This window comes from Stenotrophomonas sp. TWI602 (genome assembly GCF_039674045.1).
Classification (GTDB): Bacteria; Pseudomonadota; Gammaproteobacteria; order Xanthomonadales; family Xanthomonadaceae; genus Stenotrophomonas.
In genome coordinates this window covers 21110-39748 of record NZ_JBDJMT010000004.1, presented here as the reverse complement: position 1 = coordinate 39748, position 18639 = coordinate 21110, and the positions used below count along the sequence as shown (strand labels likewise).

The window sequence follows — 18639 nt, the reverse complement described above, 5'->3', positions numbered from 1 at the left end:
TGCAGATGTGGAATCGTGGATACCGCCGTTTACCGCTTTGCCTCCAGTGGCACCACGTGCGACTGGACGTCGTAATTCCATTGATCGAAGTACAGGTTGCCGCCGGACCACTCGACTTCACCGCGCTGGGAATCCACCGTGTCCGAGCGGACGTGCTGCTTGGCTGGCACCAGCGGCTGGCCGTAGTCGTCGTTGAAGGCGATGCGATAGGCATCCAGCCCGCCCAGATAGAAATCGCGCAGCGCCGGCTGCGGGCTCTCCAGCCGCCCGGTGGTGACATCCATCGGTACCCAGCCATAGGGCGCCAGATACACCGCGCCCCAGTCATGCAGGTTGTTGTAGCCGACCGCATCATCCGAATAGACCATGCCGGACTGCCAGCGCGCGGGAATACCGTTCAAGCGCAACAGGGCGATCAGCAGCAGCGTCTGCTGCCCGCAATCGGCATGACCGGCGTGCAGGGCGTAATCGCTGATGTTGGAGATCGTCGCGTACTCGCGCGCACCGGCCCACGGAATGGCGTCCACCGCGTCGAACAGCGTCTGTACGATCCGGTATGGATCGGTCTCCGTCCCGACGACCTTCGTCGAGAACGCGCGCAGCGCCGGGGTAAACACGATGTGCGGCGCCTGCTCGGCGAGGTACGGCGTCAGCGCAGGATCTTCCGGCGTGGGTTGGACCCTGGCTGGATCGATCGCGATATGCCGGGCGTACACAGTCACTGCATAGCGGATCTGGAACTCCGTGGGCGTGCCGGCCACCGCCTTGCGCTCCAGGTAGGCGGTCCGCTGCAGGGTGGCTTCAGGCGCCACCTGCGCGCTGGCCGGTGTACTGGCGATCCAGGTGATGTCTTCCTGCTGGCCGGGGATGGCGCGCGGGTACGGAATCCACGCGCGGAGGGTTTGCCCGGCAGGCACGGCGTCGGGCTGGACCACCAGCGACTGGGTCACCTCGATGCGACGCGGCACCAGGCTGGTCGCGCCCGTCGCGCGGGCGGCGGCGACGATCTCCTCGTGATGCGGGTGCAGATGCTCGTAAGGGCCCTCCTTCGGCGCCCGGGCATCGGGTGCCCGCCGCGCGCGTGCCTCCGCGCTGATCCGGAACAGATTGGACGGCGCGCGTTTGAAGTAGCGGCGCTGGCCATCGATATCCAGATGTTCGATCAGGCCGGCCGCGTCCCAGCGCGCGAAGTCGTCCTCGCGAAGGTCGGGGATCTGCTTGCGCAGCTGCGCCTTGGCAGCCGCCGCATCCAGGGTGAAGTCCAGTCGCATGCGACGCATGCGTTCGCGCTCGAAGGCATAGGCCTGACGATCGGCTGCCGACAGGCTCGGATCCTCCAATGCCATCGCGATGTCCGCCTCGGCCTGCGCAAACGCACCGCGGTCGATCCCGGCGATCACCGTTGGCAGTGCGGCCGGCGCAGCGGCCAGCCCCCACGGCGTTGCCAGCAGACCAGCGCACAGGCACCAGACAGCGGGCAGAGGCAATCGCGGTTTGCGCATCACAGGATCCACGGCGACACTTCCCAAGGTGCGGGTGGGGTAATCGCTGTGTAACACGCGCCTGATAGCCGGTCAATAATTTATTCTTGCTTTCGCCGAAAAAAGGAATAAATATTCCTGATGCTTCCGAGGAGGGTGACCGCGTGATGATCCAGGCTTCCCCCCACCGCCCCGTGCGGTCCCGCTGGCTGTCGCGCGCCGTGGTGGCTGCACTGCTGGCCGCCAGCGTCGCGCCAGTGTGGGCCGAGGCGCCGCGTGCCGCGCCCAGCGCTGATTTCGGCGGGGTCATCGCCCTGCGCGAGGCCTACCTCAGCCCCGGCTTCTGGGCCGATCGCCTGCCCGATCCGGACCGCGTGATCCTCGATCGCGCCGGTATCGCAGCGCAGAACGCCCGGATGCGGTCCGAGGATGCCTCGATCCATGACCTGCGCGCGCTGCCGGCGCAGCTGCCCCGCGCTCACGTGTTGGGCAGCATCCAGTCGCTGTCCAAATGGCCGGAGCGCACGCTGTATGGCCAGGACGGCAAGACCATCAGCGACCGGCAGCGCACTGACACCTTGGCCAATCTCGCGCTGGAGGCGATACCGGCGCAGCGCCCCCTCCAGTACGGCCTGGTCACCCATCGTGCCGCGCTGCGGGCGTTCCCGACCGCGCTGCGGGTGTTCAGCAGCCAAGGCGACACCGACATCGACCGCTTCCAGGAGTCGGCGCTGTTCCCCGGCGACGCCGTCGCGGTGCTGCATGAAAGCGCCGACGGGCGCTGGCTGTTCATTACCAGCGAACGTTATTCGGCGTGGATCGAAAAGCGCTTCGTGGGTATCGGTGACGCGGACACCGTGCTCGGCTACGGTCAGCACGGTCCTTACCGCGTGGTCACCGGCGCCACGGCGTTCACCGCCTACACCCCCGAGGAACCGCGCGTGTCGCGACTCCAACTGGACATGGGCGTGCGCCTGCCGGTGATCGCCGACTGGCCGCTGGAGAAGACCGTCAATGGCCAACAGGCCCACGCCGCGCATGTGGTGCAGCTGCCGGTGCGCGATGCCGAGGGCCGCCTGGCGCTGATCACGGCACTGTTGCCGCGTTCGCAGGACACTGCGGACGACTACCTGCCGCTGACCCCGCGCACGCTGCTGACCCAGGCCTTCAAGTTCCTCGGCGAACGCTACGGCTGGGGCCACGATTACGACACCCGCGACTGCAGCGGCTTCGTCTCGGAGATCTACCGCAGTGCCGGCGTGCTGATGCCACGCAACACCAGCGCGCAGGCGATCAGCCCCGCGCTGGACCGCATCGCCTTTACCGCCAAGGACGGCACGCCCACGCGCGATGCCGCCGTAAAAGCACTGCAGGTCGGCGATCTGGTCTACATCCCCGGGCATGTGATGATGGCGATCGGCCACATCGACGGCCGTACCTGGCTGATCCATGACACCGCCGGCGGCGGCTGGATCGGCGCGGACGGCAAGCGCGTGCAGGCCCATCTCAACGGCGTGTCGGTCACTCCACTGGAGCCGATGATGGCCAGCGATACCGTGAGCTACATCTACCGCATCACCAACATCCAGCGCCTTCGGCCACAGACCCCCTGAATGAAGATCACCGACATCGAACTCGGCATGCTGCGCGTGCCGCTGAAGACCCCGTTCAAGACCGCGCTGCGCACCGTGGACACCGTCGAAGACGTGGTGGTGCTGGTCCGCACCGACAGCGGCCACACCGGCTACGGTGAAGCGCCGGCCACCGCGGTGATCACGGGGGACACCCACGGCTCGATCATCGAGGCCATCGACAGCTTCATCAAACCACGCCTGATCGGCGAGGACGTGGCCAACCTCAACCGGCTCTGCGGGCTGATCCAGACCTCGATGGAGCGCAACACCAGCGCCAAGGCGGCGGTGGAGATCGCGGTCTACGATCTGTGGGCCCAGCTGCACAACGCACCGCTGTACCGCATGCTCGGCGGTGGCGATCCGGTGATCACCACCGACATCACCATCAGCGTGGACTACATCGACAAGATGGTGGCCGACTCGCTCTCGGCGATCGAACGCGGGTTCGAATCGCTGAAGATCAAGGTCGGCAAGGACATCGGCCTGGACATCGAGCGGGTCAAGGCGATCCACGCCGCGGTGCAGGGCCGCGCCCTGCTGCGCCTGGATGCCAACCAGGGCTGGACCGCCAAGCAGGCCGTGCACGCGATGCGCGCGCTGGAAGAAGCCGGCGTGGTGCTGGAACTGCTCGAGCAGCCGGTCAAGGCCGCCGACATCAGTGGCCTGAAATACGTCACCGACCGCGTCAACACCCCGGTCATGGCCGATGAAAGCGTGTTCAACCCCGGCCAGGTATTCGACCTGATCCAGCAGCGCGCCGCCGACATCATCAACATCAAGCTGATGAAGACCGGCGGGTTGTCCAACGCGATCCGCATCGCCGACATCGCCGCGATCTACGGCGTGCCGTGCATGATCGGCTGCATGATCGAATCGAGCATCTCCGTGGCCGCCGCCGTGCACCTGGCCGTCGCCAAGAGCGACATCATCACCAAGGTGGATCTGGACGGGCCGTCACTGGGCCAGTTCAACCCGGTCACCGGTGGGGTCAACTTCAACGAATCGGAAATCACCATCAGCGATGCGCCCGGGCTGGGCATCACCGAGGTACGTGGGCTGGAGATGATCACGCCGCGGCGGTGGTGACACTGCCTGCACCACCTGCGGGTAGAGCCACCCCATGGGTGGCTGCTGTTCGCGCGATTCCGGCGTGCGTAGCCGACCAACGGTCGGCTCTACTTCGCGCGATTCCGCCTTGCGCAGCCGACCAACGGTCGGCTCTACCCGGTGCTTTGCGTATTCTCTCCTTTCCGGACCTGATGCCCCAGCCATGCCCCCTCTGGTGAAAATCCGCTCCGAGCGTGACCACATGTCGGCGATCGAACGTCGCATCGCCGACTTCATCCTCGACAACGCCCATCTCCTGCGCGATTACTCCTCCCAGCAGTTGGCCAGTGCATTGGGGATCAGCCAGTCCAGCGTGGTCAAGTTCAGCCAGAAGCTGGGCTTCAAGGGCTACCCCGATCTCAAGTACTCCATCGGCGAGGCCGTCGCGCGCGCCGGCAACGACCCGCACAGCCGGCCACCGGCGCCCGAGGCGGCCGACGGTTTCACCCAGATCGCCGAGCGCCTGCGCGCAAGCAAAGCCGCGGCCGAAGAAGAGACCTGGCTGGCCAATCCCCAGGCCGACATCGAAGCCATCGTGCAGCTGATCGATGGGGCGCCCAAGGTATTCGTCTACGGGTTGGGCGATGACGGCCTGTACGCGCGCGAGTTCGCCATGCGGCTGTCGCTGCTCGGCATGCTCACCGTGCACCACGCCGACCCGATCCTGATGATGGCCAACCTCTCGGCCGCGCGGCCCGGAGATGCGATGCTGGTGTTCTCCGAATTCGGCAAGCTGCCGCAGTTGTTCCAGCTGTCGCGCCAGTTCCAGGACATGGGTGGCAAGGTGGTCTCGATCACCCGCCACAGCGCCAACCCGCTGCGCGCGCACGCCGATGTCAGCCTGGTGCTGTGCGCCCACGACCCGGCGCCGCACGTGGCACAACTGCTGTACCGTTCCTCATTGCAGTCCCTGCTGGATGTTGTCTTCGTCCTGCTGTGCCACGCCAACCCGGACCGCCACCGCCAGCTCGGGGTGAACCTGGAACGGATCGAACACCTGATCGACAGCTGATCCCTGGAGTCCGCCACGATGATGTCGCTGTTCCGTTCCGTCACCGCCGCGGTGCTGCTGCTCGCCACCGCTCCCGTCTTGGCCACCCCACTGGACGGCAGCACGCAGCTGGTCGTGGTCACCACCGAAGGCTGGGACGCCACCCAGGGCAATCTCCAGGCCTTTGAGCGCACTGCGCAGGGCTGGCAGCCGCACGGCGCCGCCGTCGATGTCGCCGTGGGCCGCAGCGGCAGCGCCTGGGGTGAAGGACTGCATCCGGCCCAGGCCGGAACGCCGCAGAAGCAGGAAGGCGACGGGCGCAGCCCGGCCGGTATCTTTGCGATCGGGCCGGCCTTCGGCTATGCGCCCGGCGTCACCAGCGGCCTGCCCTACCAGCCGATGCGCGACACCAGCTACTGCATGGATGTGCCGGATTCGCCGTATTACAACCGCATCGTCGATGCCGAGGTGGTCGGGGCCGAGGCAGTGGAAGGCTCGACCGAGCCGATGCGGCTGGACCTGCACAACAAGGGCGACGTGCGCTACCGCGAAGGCTTCGTCATCGAGCACAACCCCAAGGCCACGCCCGGGCGTGGCAGCTGCATCTTCGCCCACCTGTGGCGCGCGCCCGGTGAGGCCACCGCCGGCTGCACCGCGATGGCGCCCGCACCGATGACCACGCTGCTGGCCTGGTTGCAGGCCAGCGCGCGGCCGCGCTTCGTGCTGTTGCCGCGCGCGGAGTACCAGCGCCTGCAGGCCGAGTGGCAGCTGCCCGTGCTGGCGGGGAGCGTACCGTGAGTACCGCACCGCCGGATCCGCAGCTCGAACGCGCGGTCAGCCGCTGGCAGATCGTGGGGCTCTCGATCAACGATGTGATCGGCAGTGGCATCTACCTGCTGCCGGCCGCCACCGTTGCCCTGCTCGGTCCCTTCAGTCTGTGGGGCGTGGTCGCCGCCGGCATCGTGGTCGCGCTGCTGGTGCTCTGCTACGCGCAGGCGGCCAGCTACTTCGACGAGCCCGGCGGCAGCTATCTGTATGCGCGTGAGGCGTTCGGCCGGTTTGCCGGGTTCGAGATCGGCTGGATGATCTGGCTGACCCGGATCAGCTCCGCGGCGGCGCTCAGCAATGCACTGGCCGATGCGGTGGCGCGCTTCTGGCCCTGGGCCGGGCATGACATCGGCCGCGTCGCGATCATCGTGGTCTCGCTCGGTTTCCTCACCGCGGTGAACGTGGCCGGCGTGCGCTCGGCGGCGCGCACCGGGGTGATCCTGGTGATCGGCAAGCTGCTGCCGCTGCTGCTGTTCGTGGCGATCGGCGTGTTCTACGTCGATACCGATCTGGCCTTCTCCGGCGTGCGCCCGGACCCGCACGATCTGCAGCGCATGGGCGAAGCCGCACTCCTGCTGCTGTATGCCTACGCCGGCTTCGAGAACATCCCGGCCGCCGCCGGCGAGTACAAGAACCCGCGCCGCGATATTCCGTTCGCGTTGATCACCATGATCATCACCGTCACCGTGATCTATGGCGCGGTGCAGTTCATCGCGCAGGGCACGCTGGCCGGATTGGCCAGCTCGCCGACGCCGCTGGCCGATGCCGCCGCCAGCTTCGGTGGTCTGACGCTCGCCTTGATCCTGACCGTCGGCGCGACGATCTCCATCCTCGGCACCAACAGCAACACGATGATGATGGGGCCGCGCTTCCTGTTCGCGTTGGCGCGCGATGGCTACGGGCCGAAGATCCTGGCCCAGGTGCACCCGCGCTTCCGCACCCCGGCGGCGGCGATCATCGCGCAGGGCCTGATCGCGCTGGCGCTGGCGTTGTCCGGTTCGTTCGTGCAGCTGGCGCTGCTGTCGATGACCACGCGCCTGTTCGCCTACATCGGCACGGCCGCCGCGGTGCTGGTGCTGGCGCGTCGCTTCCGTGATCGCCCGGGTGCGCTGAAACTGCCGGGTGGCCCGCTGATTCCGATCCTCGCGCTGGTGCTGTGCCTGGCCCTGTTCGCCAGTGCGAGCTGGCAGAACATCGCCGCGGCAGGCATCGCGTTTGCCGTGGGTGCGGTGATCTACAAATTCCCGCGCCGCGATCACCCGGGCTGAGCCGATGCGCAGGTGAATGGCGCTTGATGTGTCATTCACCTCGCGGGTCCATGACGTTAACCCGGCCTTGGGTACGGTGAAGCTTCACCCAACCGGAGCCAACACATGAGCACTGACTATCAGATCCCCGGCCGGGTGCCGGAAGACGGTGTCCCGCGCCAGGCCGTATCGGACTATTGGCGTGAGCGCTTCCCGAGCGAACCGTACTACGACAACAACCAGTTCTTCGATGATTACGAGCCCGCGTATCAGCTCGGTCATCGCACCCGTGCCGACGACATGATCCGCGCGTATGAAGAAGTGGAGGCCGAGCTGCAGACCCGTTGGGCGCAGGAACACGGCCAGAGCAAGCTGAGCTGGGAACAGGCCCGCAATGCGGTCCGCCGCGGCTGGGATGAATCCACCGCGCTGCGCCAGGCACACCTGGACAAGGGCGTGCCGCGCGGCACCTGATCGCGCCTTCCCGCACGGCGACAGCGCAAACGACAGCGGCGGCCTTCGGGTCGCCGTTGTCATGCCCGCAGGACCTTTGGTCCACGCGGCGTTGATGGCCATGGTGTACAACAGGGGCTGGCCATCGCCTCCCCGACGGAGACTTCCATGACCCGCAAGCTGTTGCTCACCCTCGCTATCAGCCTCACCCCCGCCCTGTTCACCACCGCCTGCGTCGCGGCAGACACGGCCAGCCCCAGCGCGCCCGTGCTCAAGAAGGCCCAGTGGCCGTTCGCGGCCACCGAATTCGCCCGCTTCGACGAGCCATGGGCGATGAGCTTCCTGCCCGACGGCAGCCTGCTGGTCACCGAGAAGAAAGGCGCGCTGAAGCACTTCAACGTGCAGACCCGCAAGACCGCGACCATCACCGGTGTGCCCGAGGTGGCCTACGGCGGTCAGGGGGGCTTCGGCGACGTGCTGCCGCATCCTGACTTCGCGAAGAACCAGCTGATCTATCTCAGCTACGCCGAGGAAGGCGACGGCGATACCCGCGGTGCTGCAGTGGCGCGTGCGCGCCTGGCGCTGACGGCCGATGGCAGCGGCACGCTGGAAGACCTCAAGGTGATCTGGCGCCAGACCCCGAAAGTCAGCGGCAAGGGCCACTACGGCCACCGTCTCGCCTTTGGTCCGGACGGCAAACTGTGGATCACCTCCAGCGAACGCCAGAAGTTCGATCCGGCCCAGGAGATGAGCGGCAATCTCGGCAAGCTGATCCGCCTCAACGACGACGGCAGCGTGCCGGCCGACAATCCGTTCGCCTCGCAGGGCGGCGTTGCCGCGCAGGTGTGGTCGCTGGGCCATCGCAATGCACTGGGTATCGCCTTCGATGCGCGCGGCAAGCTGTGGGTGCATGAAATGGGCCCGGCCGGCGGTGACGAGTTGAACCTGATCGAACGCGGTGCCAACTACGGCTACCCGATCGTCTCCAACGGCAGCCACTACGACGGCCGCGACATCCCCGACCATGACACCCGCCCGGAGTTCGCTGCCCCCAAGGTGACCTGGACCCCGGTGATCTCCCCGGCCGGTTTCGTCATCTACAACGGGACGCAGTTCCCGGCGTGGAAGGGCAGCGGCTTCATCGGCGGCCTGTCGTCCAAGGCGCTGGTCCGCGTGGCCTTCGACGGCGACACCGCCCGCGAGGCCGAGCGCTTCGACATGGGCGAGCGCATCCGCGAGATCGAACAGGGTCCGGATGGCGCCATCTGGCTGCTGGAAGACGGCAGCAACGGCAAGCTGCTCAAGCTCACGCCGAAAGCCTGAGCCCTGGCAGGCTGCCGGCGCATCGCCGGCAGCCTGCACAACTCACGCGCGCTCTGGCGCTACATCGGCTTACTGGATGGTCACGACCTTGACCTCGGTGCGGCTGCAGGCCGCATCCAGGCACGTGCCGTTGAGCCAGACCTGGCCGTCGCCGATCATCACGCCCTGCTGGTTGACCATGACGTCGTCGAATTTCTGCGCCGCGATCGCCTTGCGCACGGCCGGGGTCAGGATGCGCTCGTAGTTGCGCTGGAACTCGCCGGGGCCGGTGATCTTGGCCCCGTTGGCGATGTTCAACGGGAAGCGGACCTCCTCGACCACGGCCGCGCGATCGCCGCCATTGACGGCTTTCTGGAAGGCATTGAATACCGCTTCGTACTGGGCAGCGTCGCCGAGGACCTGGTCGATGCGCTGACGGACGTCGCTGGTGCCAGCGCTGGTCGGCGCGGCGGGTTCCGCGGCAGGTGTCGTGGCACCGCCCGCAGCAGGCGCAGCGGCATCTGGCGCGGGGCTGCCGGCAGTGACCGCATCCGGCGACAGGCCGGACGACGGCACCGTGTCACCTGGCGTCGGGCGGCCTTCAGGAATGGCGGTCGCCGGGCCCTGGGCAGGGTCCGCGGCAGCGGTATCGGCCGGCGGCGGCGCCGACGGACTGCAGGCGGCCAACCATAACGGGCTGGCCAGGGCCAACAGCAACGGGGTACGGGACAGGCGCATGGGTGGCTCCATCGGTTTCACGAGAGAGCCAGCGTACCCGCCGAAACGTCAGCCGCCGATGATGGATCCACGGTAGTGCCGGCCGCTGGCCGGCGCCCCGGGATGCCATCATCGTTCAGCGTTGCCGGCCAGCGGCCGGCACTACCGGTGAGGCGATGCCGCCTCAGGCAGCCAGCAGCTCGAAGATCACCGGCTCGCCGCTGATCGACGATGCGCACACCCACAGCTCGAACTGACCCGGCTCGGCGCGGAACACGCCATCGCGACCGGTGAAGCCCAGCGCATGGCGGTCCAGCGTGAACTGCACCTCGGTGCTCTCACCCGGCTGCAGGGCGATCTTGTCGAAGCCCTTCAGCTCGCGCACCGGCCGCACGCGGCTGGCCACACGATCGTGGATGTACAGCTGCACCACTTCCTCACCCGCCACCGCACCGGTATTGGTCAGCGTCGTGGTGATGGTCAGGGTGTCGTCCCAGCCCAGCTGCGCGCTGCTCAGCTGCGGCACGCCATAGGCGAACGTGGTGTAGCCGATGCCGTGGCCGAAGGCGTACGCCGGCTCGTTCGGAATCTCGCGCCAACGTGCCTTGAACTCGGACATGGTCGGCAGTTCCGGGCGACCGGTACGCGCGTGGTTGTAGAAGTACGGCTGCTGGCCGGAGACCTGCGGGAAGCTGACCGGCAGGCGGCCGGACGGGTTGTAGTCACCGAACAGCACATCGGCCACGGCGTGCCCGGTCTGGGTGCCGAGGTACCAGGTGATCGCCACGGCATGCGCATTGCGCACGGCGCCCTGCAGGGCCAGCGCGCGACCGTTGCGCAGCAGCACCACCAGCGGCTTGCCGGTCATCGCCACCGCTTCAGCCAATGCCTGCTGCGCGGGCGGCAGGGTGATCTCCACGCGCGACTGTGCTTCACCGCTGTACCGCTGCGGTTCGCCCAGGGCGAGCACCACCACGTCGGCACGCAGCGCGGCGGCCACGGCCTGTTCGATGCCATCCTGCACGGCCGCTTCCAGATCGCAGCCCGGCACGATCTCCAGCAGCGCTTCATCGCTGATCGCCGCGCGGACGCCGGCTTCCAGGGTGACGTAGCGCGACTTGTCGCCGAACAGCGTCCAGCAGCCTTCGATGTTCTCGCGGTCCTGCACGAACGGCCCGATCAGCGCGATCTTCTGCCCGGCCTTCTTCAGCGGCAGCACCGACTCGGCGTTCTTCAGCAGCACGATCGAGCGGCGCGCGGCATCGCGCGAGAGTTCGTCATGCGCGGCGATGTGCGAGGTGTCCGCTTCACGCGCCAGATCCAGCGAGCGGTACGGATCGTCGAACAGCCCGATCGCCTCCTTCAGGCGCAGGATGCGGCGCACCGATTCGTCCAGCGTGGCCATCGGTACTTCGCCGCTCTCGATCAGGCCCGGCAGGTGCTCGGCGTAGAAGCCGCTCTGCATGCTCAGGTCCAGGCCGGCGGTGAAGGCCTTGGCGGTGGCGTCGCGGTCATCGGCGGCGTAGCCGTGCGCGACCAGCTCCATGTCGGCGGTGTAATCGGAGATCACCACGCCCGGGAAGTTCCACTCCCCGCGCAGGATGTCGGTCAGCAGCTCGGCGTTGGCGCTGGCCGGCACGCCGTTGATGTCGTTGAAGGAGGACATCACGGTCAGGGCGCCGGCTTCGAAGGCGGCCTTGAACGGCGGCAGGTGGACGTCGCGCAGGGTCTGCGGGGAGATGTCGACCATGTTGTATTCCATGCCGGCCATCACCGCCCCGTAGGCGGCGAAATGCTTCGGGGTGGCCAGCAGGGCATCGTCGGCACGCAGGTCCGGGCCCTGGAAGCCGCGCACACGGGCGGCGGCGAACGCACAGCCCAGCACCACGTCTTCACCGGCGCCTTCGGCACCCCGGCCCCAGCGCTGGTCGCGGGCGATATCCACGGCCGGTGCGTAGGTCCAGTGCAGGCCGGCGGCGGTGGCTTCCACCGCGGTGGCACGGGCGGTGCGCTCAGCCAGGTCCGGCTCGAAGCTGGCGGCCTCGCCCAGCGGGATCGGGAACACGGTGCGCATGCCATGGATCACGTCCGCAGCCAGGATCACCGGGATCTTCAGGCGGCTTTCTTCCAGCGCGACCTGCTGGATGCGGCGGCCGGCTTCCACGCCGACGCCATTGAACAGCGAGCCCACCTTGCCCTCGCGCACCTGCTGCAGCACCTGGTCGGCGTTGCTGACGTTGGCTTCCGGATTCACATCCGGCGCGAACGGGCGGACCATGTCGGCGAACACACCCAGCTGGCCGACTTTTTCTTCGACGGTCATCTGGGCAATGAGGGTTTCGATACGATCGGCGGCCACCGGCTGTCCTTATGAAAACGTTTACAAGCCCGGGATTCTAGCGTTCCCGAAGCCGTTGTGAATGACTTTTGCGTTCATTTTTCTTCCCCGGAGGGAGACCCCCGCCGCCGCGCAGGCGGCGACGGAGGCACAGGAGCTTACTCCGCGGCGGCCAGGCGCTGCTGCCCCGCCATCAACATGGCGTCGCTGGATTCCTGGAAAACCCGCAGCCCGAAGGCCGGAAGGATCGCCAGCAGGTGATCGAACACGTCCGACTGCACCCCCTCGTACTCACCCCACGCCGTGCTGCGCGTGAAGCAGTAGATCTCCAGCGGCAGGCCCTGGGTCGTGGGCTGCAGCTGCCGTACCAGCAGGGTCATCTCCGTATGGATGCCCGGATGGTGCTGCAGGTAGCGCTCCACGTAGGCGCGGAAGGTACCCAGGTTGGTGACCCGGCGCGCATTGACGGCCGCCACGCCCTTGGCCTGGAGTTCGGCGTTGTACTGCTGCAGCTCGGCCTGCTTGCCGCGCAGGTAATCGCCCAGCACCGCGAACTGCTCCAGCTCGGCCAGCATCGGCGCATCGACGAAGCCGACGCTGTGCTGGTCCAGATACAACGAGCGCTTGATCCGGCGCCCGCCCGCTTCCTGCATGCCGCGCCAGTTCTTGAACGACTCGGTCACCAGCTTCTTGGTCGGGATGGTGGTGATGGTCTTGTCGAAGTTCTGCACGGTGATGGTATGCAGGGCGATGTCGATCACGTCGCCATCGGCGTTCTGGCTGGGCATCTCGATCCAGTCGCCCAGCCGCACCCGGCCATCGCCGCTGATCTGCACGCTGGCCACCAGCGACAGGATGGTGTCCTGGAAGATCAGCATGAGTACCGCGGTGGCTGCGCCGAGGCCGGTGACCAGCGGGCCGAGCTTCACCCCCAGCAGGGTCGCCACGATCGACAGGCCGGCGATCACGAAGACAACGATCTTCACGACCTGCAGGTAACCCTTGATCGGCTTGTTGCGCGCATCCGGGCGGCGCTCGTACAGATCGTTGGCGGCGTCCAGCGCATGCGAGACGGCCAGCGCCACGGTCAGCACCGCCCACGCCCGGCACGCCCCGATCACGAACTCCACCAGCTCCGGCGGCAGGTCCGGCACGATCCGGATGCCGGCGGCGATGACCATGCTCGGCACCACGTTGGACAGCCGCGAGATCACCCGCAGGTTGTTGCCGCCTTCATTGCCCGCGCTGTGGCCAGGCAAGCGGTTGACCAGCTTGCGCAGGCCGCGCAGCAGGATCTTCTTGGTGACGAAGTTGGCCAGCCAGGCCGCCAGGGCCAGCGCTGCCAGCACCAGCAGGGTGTAGGCCCAGGGCCAGGGTTCGAGGGTCCGCTGGACACTGTCCAGCCATCGGGTTGCCACTACCGCATCCAACATCGTGTATCGCTCTCCTATCAGGGGTATCAGGGCGTTGCCAGGTCCTGCGCGCTGCGCTCGATGATCACGCCGACCGCGCGCGCGCCGCGTACCGCGCCGGGCTTGCTGAGCTTCAGGCGCAGCCATTGCACGTTGAATTCACGCAGCACGATCTCGGCGATGCGCTCGGCCAGGGTTTCGACCAGGCCGTAATCCGAGTCACGCACGAACTGCTCGATACGCTTGCTCACGGCTTTGTAATTGAGGGTATCGGCGATGTCGTCGCTGGCCGCCGGGCGGCGGTTGTCGAAGCCCATTTCCAGATCGAAACGCAGGGTCTGGCGGATCCGCCGTTCCCAATCGTAGATCCCGATCAGGGCATCGATCTCGAGCCCTTCGATGAATACCTTGTCCATAGCCATGCCACGTGGAAGATGGTGACCATGGTAACGGGGCTGTCCGGAATGTGCCGGGAACCGGGGTGACGAGGCTCTCTGAGAAAGACAAAGGGCCCCTCGCGGGGCCCTCTGCTTACTTCTTGTCCCCGGGCGGAGATGGGAGTTCCATCCGCGGGTCCCGGTGGCGCGCGGGGTAAAACTACGTCCGGGGCCGAGTGGAGTCAATGATTGGTTACGCCAAATGAGACGAGCTGCAGCGCGTGACCCTGCGCTTGAACAGGGATGCGGCAGACGTCATTCCGGCACTCGGCTTTGTGTTCTGGCAGAAGATATTCACGCAGCGCTTTGATGCTCGGCTATGGTCGCATTGCATGGCATCCGTCCTGCCCGGTGCCAACGTGTCAACGCCTTGGCATCTCACCCGTGCGCAGATCCATGACGATCTGGAGCAGATCCGGCGATTACGCAATCGCATCGCCCATCACGAGCCAATTTTCGCCCGGGCCCTGGCCGACGACTTCGCCGCCATCCTGCGGGTCATCGGACGGCGGTGCGGACGCACAGCGGAGTGGATGTCTGACCATGAATCAGTGACTCAGCTTCTGGTGGATCGGCCGACGTGATGCAGCAGCGCCGCCGCAACCCTCACACCGCCGGCAGCGTCGCCATGTCCCAGCGCGGCGTCACCTGCACCTGCGGCGGCGTGTGCTGGCCCGCTTCCAGACGCAGCGCGCCGGCGAAGGCGATCATCGCGCCGTTGTCGGTGCACAGCGCCGGGCGCGGGAAGCAGGCGCGGCCACCGCGGCGGGCGGCCATCTGCTGCAGCTTGGCGCGCAGGCGCTTGTTGGCCCCTACCCCGCCGGCCACCACGATCACATCGGTGCCCGCCGCATCCAGCGCGCGTTCGCACTTGATCGCCAGGGTGTCGACCACGGCATCTTCAAAGCCGCGCGCGATGTCGGCGCGGGTCTGCTCGCTCTGGTCGCTGTCGCGCCAGGCCAGCAGGACCTGGGTCTTCAACCCGGAGAAGCTGAAATCCAGCCCGGGGCGATCGGTCATCGGGCGGGTGAACTTGAACCGGCCCGGCGTGCCGCGCTCGGCCAGGGCGGCCAGCTGTGGGCCACCGGGGTACGGCAGGCCCATCAGCTTGGCGGTCTTGTCGAAGGCCTCGCCGGCGGCGTCGTCCAGGGTCTCGCCGAGCAGGCGGTACTGGCCGATCCGGTCCACGGCGACCAGCTGGGTATGCCCACCGGACACCAGCAGGGCCACGAAGGGCGCCTGCGGCGGGTCGTCTTCCATCAGCGGGGCCAGCAAGTGGCCTTCCATATGATGTACACCGACCGCCGACACCTCCAGCGCCCAGGCCAGCGAACGGGCCACGCCCGCCCCCACCAGCAGCGCGCCGACCAGCCCGGGGCCGGCCGTATAGGCCACCCCGTCGATGTCGGCCACGGTCATGTCAGCCTCGGCCAGGGTCTGCCGGATCAGCGGCAGCAGTTTGCGCACGTGGTCACGGCTGGCCAGCTCGGGCACCACCCCGCCGTATTCAGCGTGGAGGGCGATCTGGCTGTAGACCGCATGGGCGCGCAGGGCGTCGATCCCGGACAGGGAGGTGTCATACACCGCCACGCCGGTCTCATCGCAGGAAGATTCGATACCAAGGACTCGCATAACGGGTATTATGGACCTCTTCAGGCCCGGGCAGACGTACGCTGGCCTGTCTCTGCATCACCCGTGGCCAAGAAGTTCGCCGGGGTGGGTTGCAACTTCTTTTCTCGCCGCTATAATGTGCGGCTCTCACCGGGCGTGACCCGGTTCTACTGTGTCCCGGAGATTCCATGCCCAGCGTTAAAGTCCGCGAGAACGAGCCCTTCGAGTTTGCGCTCCGTCGCTTCAAGCGCACCTGCGAAAAGGCCGGCGTGCTGGCCGAAACCCGCAAGCGCGAGTTCTATGAAAAGCCGACCCAGGAGCGTAAGCGTAAGGCTGCCGCTGCTGTGAAGCGTCAGCTGCGCCGTTCGTCGCGCGACGTTACCAAGCGTCAGCGCCTGTACTGATCGGACGCAACTTCGATACGGCAGGCCTTGGCCTGTCGTGACGGAGCCGAAGCCGGAACGCGCGAGCGTTACCGGCTTTTTGCGTTCCAGCGCTTCGGCGCCCCGCTTTCCTTTTCCACCGACACGAGGTGTTCCCATGAGCCTGAAGCAGCAGCTCACCGATGACATGAAGGCCGCCATGAAGGCCGGCGAGAAGCACCGCCTGGGCGTGATCCGCCTGATGAACGCCGCGATCAAGCAGCGCGAAGTCGACGAGCGCATCGAGCTGGACGACGCCGCCGTGCTCGCCGTGCTGGAAAAGATGGTCAAGCAGCGCAAGGACTCGGTCACCCAGTTCGAAGCCGCCAACCGCGAAGACCTGGCCGTGATCGAGCGCGAGGAAATCGTGGTGATCGACCAGTACCTGCCGGCCAAGCTGGGCGAGGCCGAGATCGTGGCCGCCATCCAGGCCGCCATCGCCGAAACCGGCGCGACCACCCCGGCCGACATCGGCAAGCTGATGGGTGCGCTCAAGCCGCGCCTGGCCGGTCAGGCCGACATGGGCCTGGTGTCCAAGCTGGTCAAGCAGCAGCTGGCCGGCTGATCCCGCCGCCACGCTGCAGTGAAAAGGCCCGCTCTCGCGGGCCTTTTCCGTTTCAGCAGGTCCGTTGTTACGAGGCCTGGCGGCAGTTGCGCAGCGTCATCGAGCTTTCCTCGATCGAACTGATCTCGCCTTCCAGCTTGGCCCAGTCGCGCTCGCGCAGCATGGTGAAGTTGGCGGCCTGATCCGACGCGAATTCACAGCGGATGGTGTAGTTGTTGTTGTTGAAGGTGTCGTTCTGGCGGACGCGCAGCAGGCCGCGGGTCGGCGTGACCAGGTAATTGATCGAGCCGATGTCACCGGGCTTGGTCGAATACCGGTTGGAGTTGACCGTATAGATCTGGCCGTCGATCTGATAGCGCCGCCCCACGTACTTCGCGTACAGCGGCAGGAAAGTGGCCGAGCGATCGCCCTTGTCTTCCTTGTTCGTGTTGGTCCCCAGCATCAGATCCTTGAAGGCACCGGCACTGCGGTACAACGCCATCGTGTCTTTCACTTCCTTGCCCATCATCTTGGACAGATCCGGCGCTGCCACCGCCTCGACGGCCGGCATCGGGTACTGGGTGCGCCCCGCGGCGGCGACCGCGTCGCCCTGGCTGCCCGCCTTGAGCTTGTCCAGCATTCCGCACATGGACTGCTTGGCCGCCGCCGGCTCGACCGACTGACCGCGGGCCAGCTTGGTCGCCAGGGTGACGCGACCGGTGCGATCGGCGGTGCCCACCAGGACCAGCGGGACGCGCAGCCCTGTGCGCTGGATCAGGTACTGGTCGCCGGTATCGCCCTCCACCAGCTGCCCCGCGACTTCGAACTTGTCATCGCCGCCGATCTTGCGCAGCTGGTCCAGTGCGCTCTGCACCTTCAGGCCCGGCACCGTGACATCGGCCATGTACAGCGCACCGTTGCGCGCATCCCCTACCGTCTTGAAAGCCTTGTCGCAGGCCCCGGAAGCCATCGCCGGACCTGCGGCCGCCAACAGCGCCATCGTCGTGTAGACCATTCCTTTCATGAAGCGTCCTTTCTGCTGTGAAGGTGGAAAACCGGGCAAAAGGATAGCGCGATATCCGTCAAGATCCTGACGTGACCGGACCACTTCACCCGGTGCAATCCGTCGATTTGCTAGAACGGGGGCCTCGCTTCCGACCTGATGCCGTCCATGCACCCGCCGAGCCACTCCCTCTCCAGGATCCGCAAGCACATGGCGCGGCTGGAGCAGAGCTTCCCCGCCGTGCTGCTGCGCCGCTTCATCGATGCGGACGTGATGACCCAGGCCGCTGCGCTGGCCTTCTACGCCCTGCTCTCGATGGCGCCGCTGCTGGTGCTGCTGCTGTGGCTGACCGCCTCGCTGTACCCCCCGGCGCAGCAGGCGTTGCTGGGCCAGATCAATGATGTGGCCGGCACCAGCGCCGCCTCGGTGGCGGAGACGGTGCTCAGCAACGCCAACAACCAGCCGGACATCGGCACGCTGGCCGGCGTATGGAGCACCCTGCTGCTGTTCATTGGTGCCACGGCGGTGTTCGCCCAGCTGCAGAACGCCCTGAACCTGATCTTCAACACCAGCGGCGAGCGCCTGGATGGCATCGTGGCCTGGTTGCGCAAGCGGGTGTTTTCGTTCGGCGTGGTGCTGGCGCTGGGCTTCCTGCTGATCCTCTCGATGACCGCCACCACGATGCTGCAGGTCGTGTTCGCGCATCTGCCCTCGGTGCTGCCGGCGATCGGCTATCTGACCAGCCTGGCGCTGTACACCGTGGGCTTCGCCTTCCTTTACCACTACCTGCCCGACCGCCGCGTGGCGTGGCGCCAGGCCTTCATCGGCGGTGCGATCACCTCGGCCCTGTTCGCACTGGGCCGCTATGGCATCGGCCTGTACATCGCCACCGTCGCACCGGGCAGCGCGTATGGCTCGATGGGCGCCCTGGTGATCTCGCTGGTGTGGATCTACTACGCCACGGTGGTGTTCTTCGTCGGTGCACTGATGACCTCGGTGATCGATGAGCGCCTGCGCGCCCATGCCGTGCTCGCCGAGGCTGGGGTGGAGCCACCGAAACCGGGCGAACCGGCCGGCAGCTAGTAGACTAGCGGTACCCCCGCTTCCGCGCG

At 66.9% G+C, this 18639-nt stretch carries 18 protein-coding genes; 11 read left to right on the top strand and 7 right to left on the bottom strand.

Going from position 1 to position 18639, the window contains the following annotated elements; translation table 11 throughout:
* Positions 1-29 precede the first annotated feature (29 nt).
* Positions 30-1514, bottom strand: coding sequence for a transglutaminase domain-containing protein (locus tag ABE483_RS06290; RefSeq protein WP_346481343.1), 1485 nt, complete (start codon positions 1512-1514; stop codon positions 30-32).
* A gap of 224 nt (positions 1515-1738) precedes the next feature.
* Here ABE483_RS06290 and ABE483_RS06285 point away from each other — a divergent pair, with 224 nt between their 5' ends.
* The 7 genes from ABE483_RS06285 (at position 1739) to ABE483_RS06255 (ending at position 9064) form a co-directional block, all read left to right on the top strand.
* Positions 1739-3094: an SH3 domain-containing protein gene (locus ABE483_RS06285; RefSeq protein WP_346481421.1), complete on the top strand. Its 1356-nt coding sequence runs from the start codon at positions 1739-1741 to the stop codon at positions 3092-3094.
* The gene (locus ABE483_RS06280; protein ID WP_313220114.1) at positions 3095-4201 is read left to right on the top strand and encodes a dipeptide epimerase; all 1107 of its coding nucleotides are present in this window, start codon (positions 3095-3097) and stop codon (positions 4199-4201) included.
* Between the two features lie 184 nt (positions 4202-4385).
* A complete protein-coding gene (locus tag ABE483_RS06275) occupies positions 4386-5234 on the top strand; it encodes a MurR/RpiR family transcriptional regulator (protein WP_346481342.1) in 849 nt (282 codons plus the stop codon).
* Between the two features lie 18 nt (positions 5235-5252).
* Positions 5253-6011, top strand: coding sequence for a hypothetical protein (locus ABE483_RS06270; RefSeq protein ID WP_346464101.1), 759 nt, complete (start codon positions 5253-5255; stop codon positions 6009-6011).
* A complete protein-coding gene (locus tag ABE483_RS06265) occupies positions 6008-7309 on the top strand; it encodes an amino acid permease (RefSeq protein ID WP_346466606.1) in 1302 nt (433 codons plus the stop codon). Before ABE483_RS06270 ends, ABE483_RS06265 begins: the two co-directional genes overlap by 4 nt.
* Positions 7310-7414: 105 nt before the next feature.
* A complete protein-coding gene (locus tag ABE483_RS06260; RefSeq protein ID WP_070471533.1) occupies positions 7415-7762 on the top strand; it encodes a hypothetical protein in 348 nt (115 codons plus the stop codon).
* A 147-nt stretch (positions 7763-7909) separates the two neighbouring features.
* Complete coding sequence (locus ABE483_RS06255) at positions 7910-9064, top strand: PQQ-dependent sugar dehydrogenase (RefSeq protein WP_313211667.1); 1155 nt, start codon at positions 7910-7912, stop codon at positions 9062-9064.
* 69 nt (positions 9065-9133) lie between these two features.
* Here the strand turns inward: ABE483_RS06255 and ABE483_RS06250 are convergent, their stop codons facing one another.
* The 4 genes from ABE483_RS06250 to folB form a co-directional block, all read right to left on the bottom strand.
* Complete coding sequence (locus ABE483_RS06250) at positions 9134-9757, bottom strand: hypothetical protein (protein WP_346481420.1); 624 nt, start codon at positions 9755-9757, stop codon at positions 9134-9136.
* 187 nt (positions 9758-9944) lie between these two features.
* Complete coding sequence (locus ABE483_RS06245) at positions 9945-12119, bottom strand: glycoside hydrolase family 3 N-terminal domain-containing protein (protein WP_313220117.1); 2175 nt, start codon at positions 12117-12119, stop codon at positions 9945-9947.
* A 137-nt stretch (positions 12120-12256) separates the two neighbouring features.
* Positions 12257-13531, bottom strand: a complete 1275-nt coding sequence (locus ABE483_RS06240) for a mechanosensitive ion channel domain-containing protein (protein WP_313220118.1) — start codon at positions 13529-13531, stop codon at positions 12257-12259.
* A 26-nt stretch (positions 13532-13557) separates the two neighbouring features.
* Positions 13558-13926, bottom strand: coding sequence for a dihydroneopterin aldolase (folB, locus tag ABE483_RS06235; protein ID WP_088434566.1), 369 nt, complete (start codon positions 13924-13926; stop codon positions 13558-13560).
* Positions 13927-14168: 242 nt separating this feature from the next.
* Here folB and ABE483_RS06230 point away from each other — a divergent pair, with 242 nt between their 5' ends.
* On the top strand, positions 14169-14531 hold the full coding sequence (locus tag ABE483_RS06230; protein ID WP_346481341.1) for a hypothetical protein: 363 nt from the start codon (positions 14169-14171) through the stop codon (positions 14529-14531).
* A gap of 22 nt (positions 14532-14553) precedes the next feature.
* On the opposite strand, the gene tsaD is transcribed toward ABE483_RS06230, so the two are convergent.
* Positions 14554-15579 (bottom strand): tRNA (adenosine(37)-N6)-threonylcarbamoyltransferase complex transferase subunit TsaD, encoded by a 1026-nt coding sequence (gene tsaD / locus ABE483_RS06225; RefSeq protein WP_346481340.1) that lies wholly within the window; start codon positions 15577-15579, stop codon positions 14554-14556.
* A gap of 167 nt (positions 15580-15746) precedes the next feature.
* Between tsaD and rpsU the strand changes: the two genes are divergently transcribed.
* Both rpsU and ABE483_RS06215 read left to right on the top strand, forming a co-directional pair.
* The gene (rpsU, locus tag ABE483_RS06220; RefSeq protein ID WP_002808376.1) at positions 15747-15962 is read left to right on the top strand and encodes a 30S ribosomal protein S21; all 216 of its coding nucleotides are present in this window, start codon (positions 15747-15749) and stop codon (positions 15960-15962) included.
* 136 nt (positions 15963-16098) lie between these two features.
* The gene (locus tag ABE483_RS06215; RefSeq protein WP_176990535.1) at positions 16099-16545 is read left to right on the top strand and encodes a GatB/YqeY domain-containing protein; all 447 of its coding nucleotides are present in this window, start codon (positions 16099-16101) and stop codon (positions 16543-16545) included.
* Positions 16546-16612: 67 nt separating this feature from the next.
* Here the strand turns inward: ABE483_RS06215 and ABE483_RS06210 are convergent, their stop codons facing one another.
* A complete protein-coding gene (locus ABE483_RS06210) occupies positions 16613-17548 on the bottom strand; it encodes a hypothetical protein (protein ID WP_313212964.1) in 936 nt (311 codons plus the stop codon).
* 138 nt (positions 17549-17686) lie between these two features.
* Between ABE483_RS06210 and ABE483_RS06205 the strand changes: the two genes are divergently transcribed.
* The gene (locus ABE483_RS06205) at positions 17687-18610 is read left to right on the top strand and encodes a YihY/virulence factor BrkB family protein (protein ID WP_313212962.1); all 924 of its coding nucleotides are present in this window, start codon (positions 17687-17689) and stop codon (positions 18608-18610) included.
* The last annotated feature ends 29 nt before the right edge of the window (positions 18611-18639 follow it).

Excerpts from the sequence above, each read along its gene's own strand:
- ABE483_RS06270 (WP_346464101.1), top strand. The coding sequence starts at position 5,253 with ATGATGTCGCTGTTCCGTTCCGTCACCGCCGCGGTGCTGCTGCTCGCC.
- ABE483_RS06205 (WP_313212962.1), top strand. The coding sequence starts at position 17,687 with ATGCCGTCCATGCACCCGCCGAGCCACTCCCTCTCCAGGATCCGCAAG.
- ABE483_RS06275 (WP_346481342.1), top strand. The coding sequence starts at position 4,386 with ATGCCCCCTCTGGTGAAAATCCGCTCCGAGCGTGACCACATGTCGGCG.
- folB (WP_088434566.1), bottom strand. The coding sequence starts at position 13,926 with ATGGACAAGGTATTCATCGAAGGGCTCGAGATCGATGCCCTGATCGGG.
- ABE483_RS06215 (WP_176990535.1), top strand. The coding sequence starts at position 16,099 with ATGAGCCTGAAGCAGCAGCTCACCGATGACATGAAGGCCGCCATGAAG.
- tsaD (WP_346481340.1), bottom strand. The coding sequence starts at position 15,579 with ATGCGAGTCCTTGGTATCGAATCTTCCTGCGATGAGACCGGCGTGGCG.
- ABE483_RS06255 (WP_313211667.1), top strand. The coding sequence starts at position 7,910 with ATGACCCGCAAGCTGTTGCTCACCCTCGCTATCAGCCTCACCCCCGCC.
- ABE483_RS06260 (WP_070471533.1), top strand. The coding sequence starts at position 7,415 with ATGAGCACTGACTATCAGATCCCCGGCCGGGTGCCGGAAGACGGTGTC.
- ABE483_RS06210 (WP_313212964.1), bottom strand. The coding sequence starts at position 17,548 with ATGAAAGGAATGGTCTACACGACGATGGCGCTGTTGGCGGCCGCAGGT.
- rpsU (WP_002808376.1), top strand. The coding sequence starts at position 15,747 with ATGCCCAGCGTTAAAGTCCGCGAGAACGAGCCCTTCGAGTTTGCGCTC.
- ABE483_RS06240 (WP_313220118.1), bottom strand. The coding sequence starts at position 13,531 with ATGTTGGATGCGGTAGTGGCAACCCGATGGCTGGACAGTGTCCAGCGG.
- ABE483_RS06280 (WP_313220114.1), top strand. The coding sequence starts at position 3,095 with ATGAAGATCACCGACATCGAACTCGGCATGCTGCGCGTGCCGCTGAAG.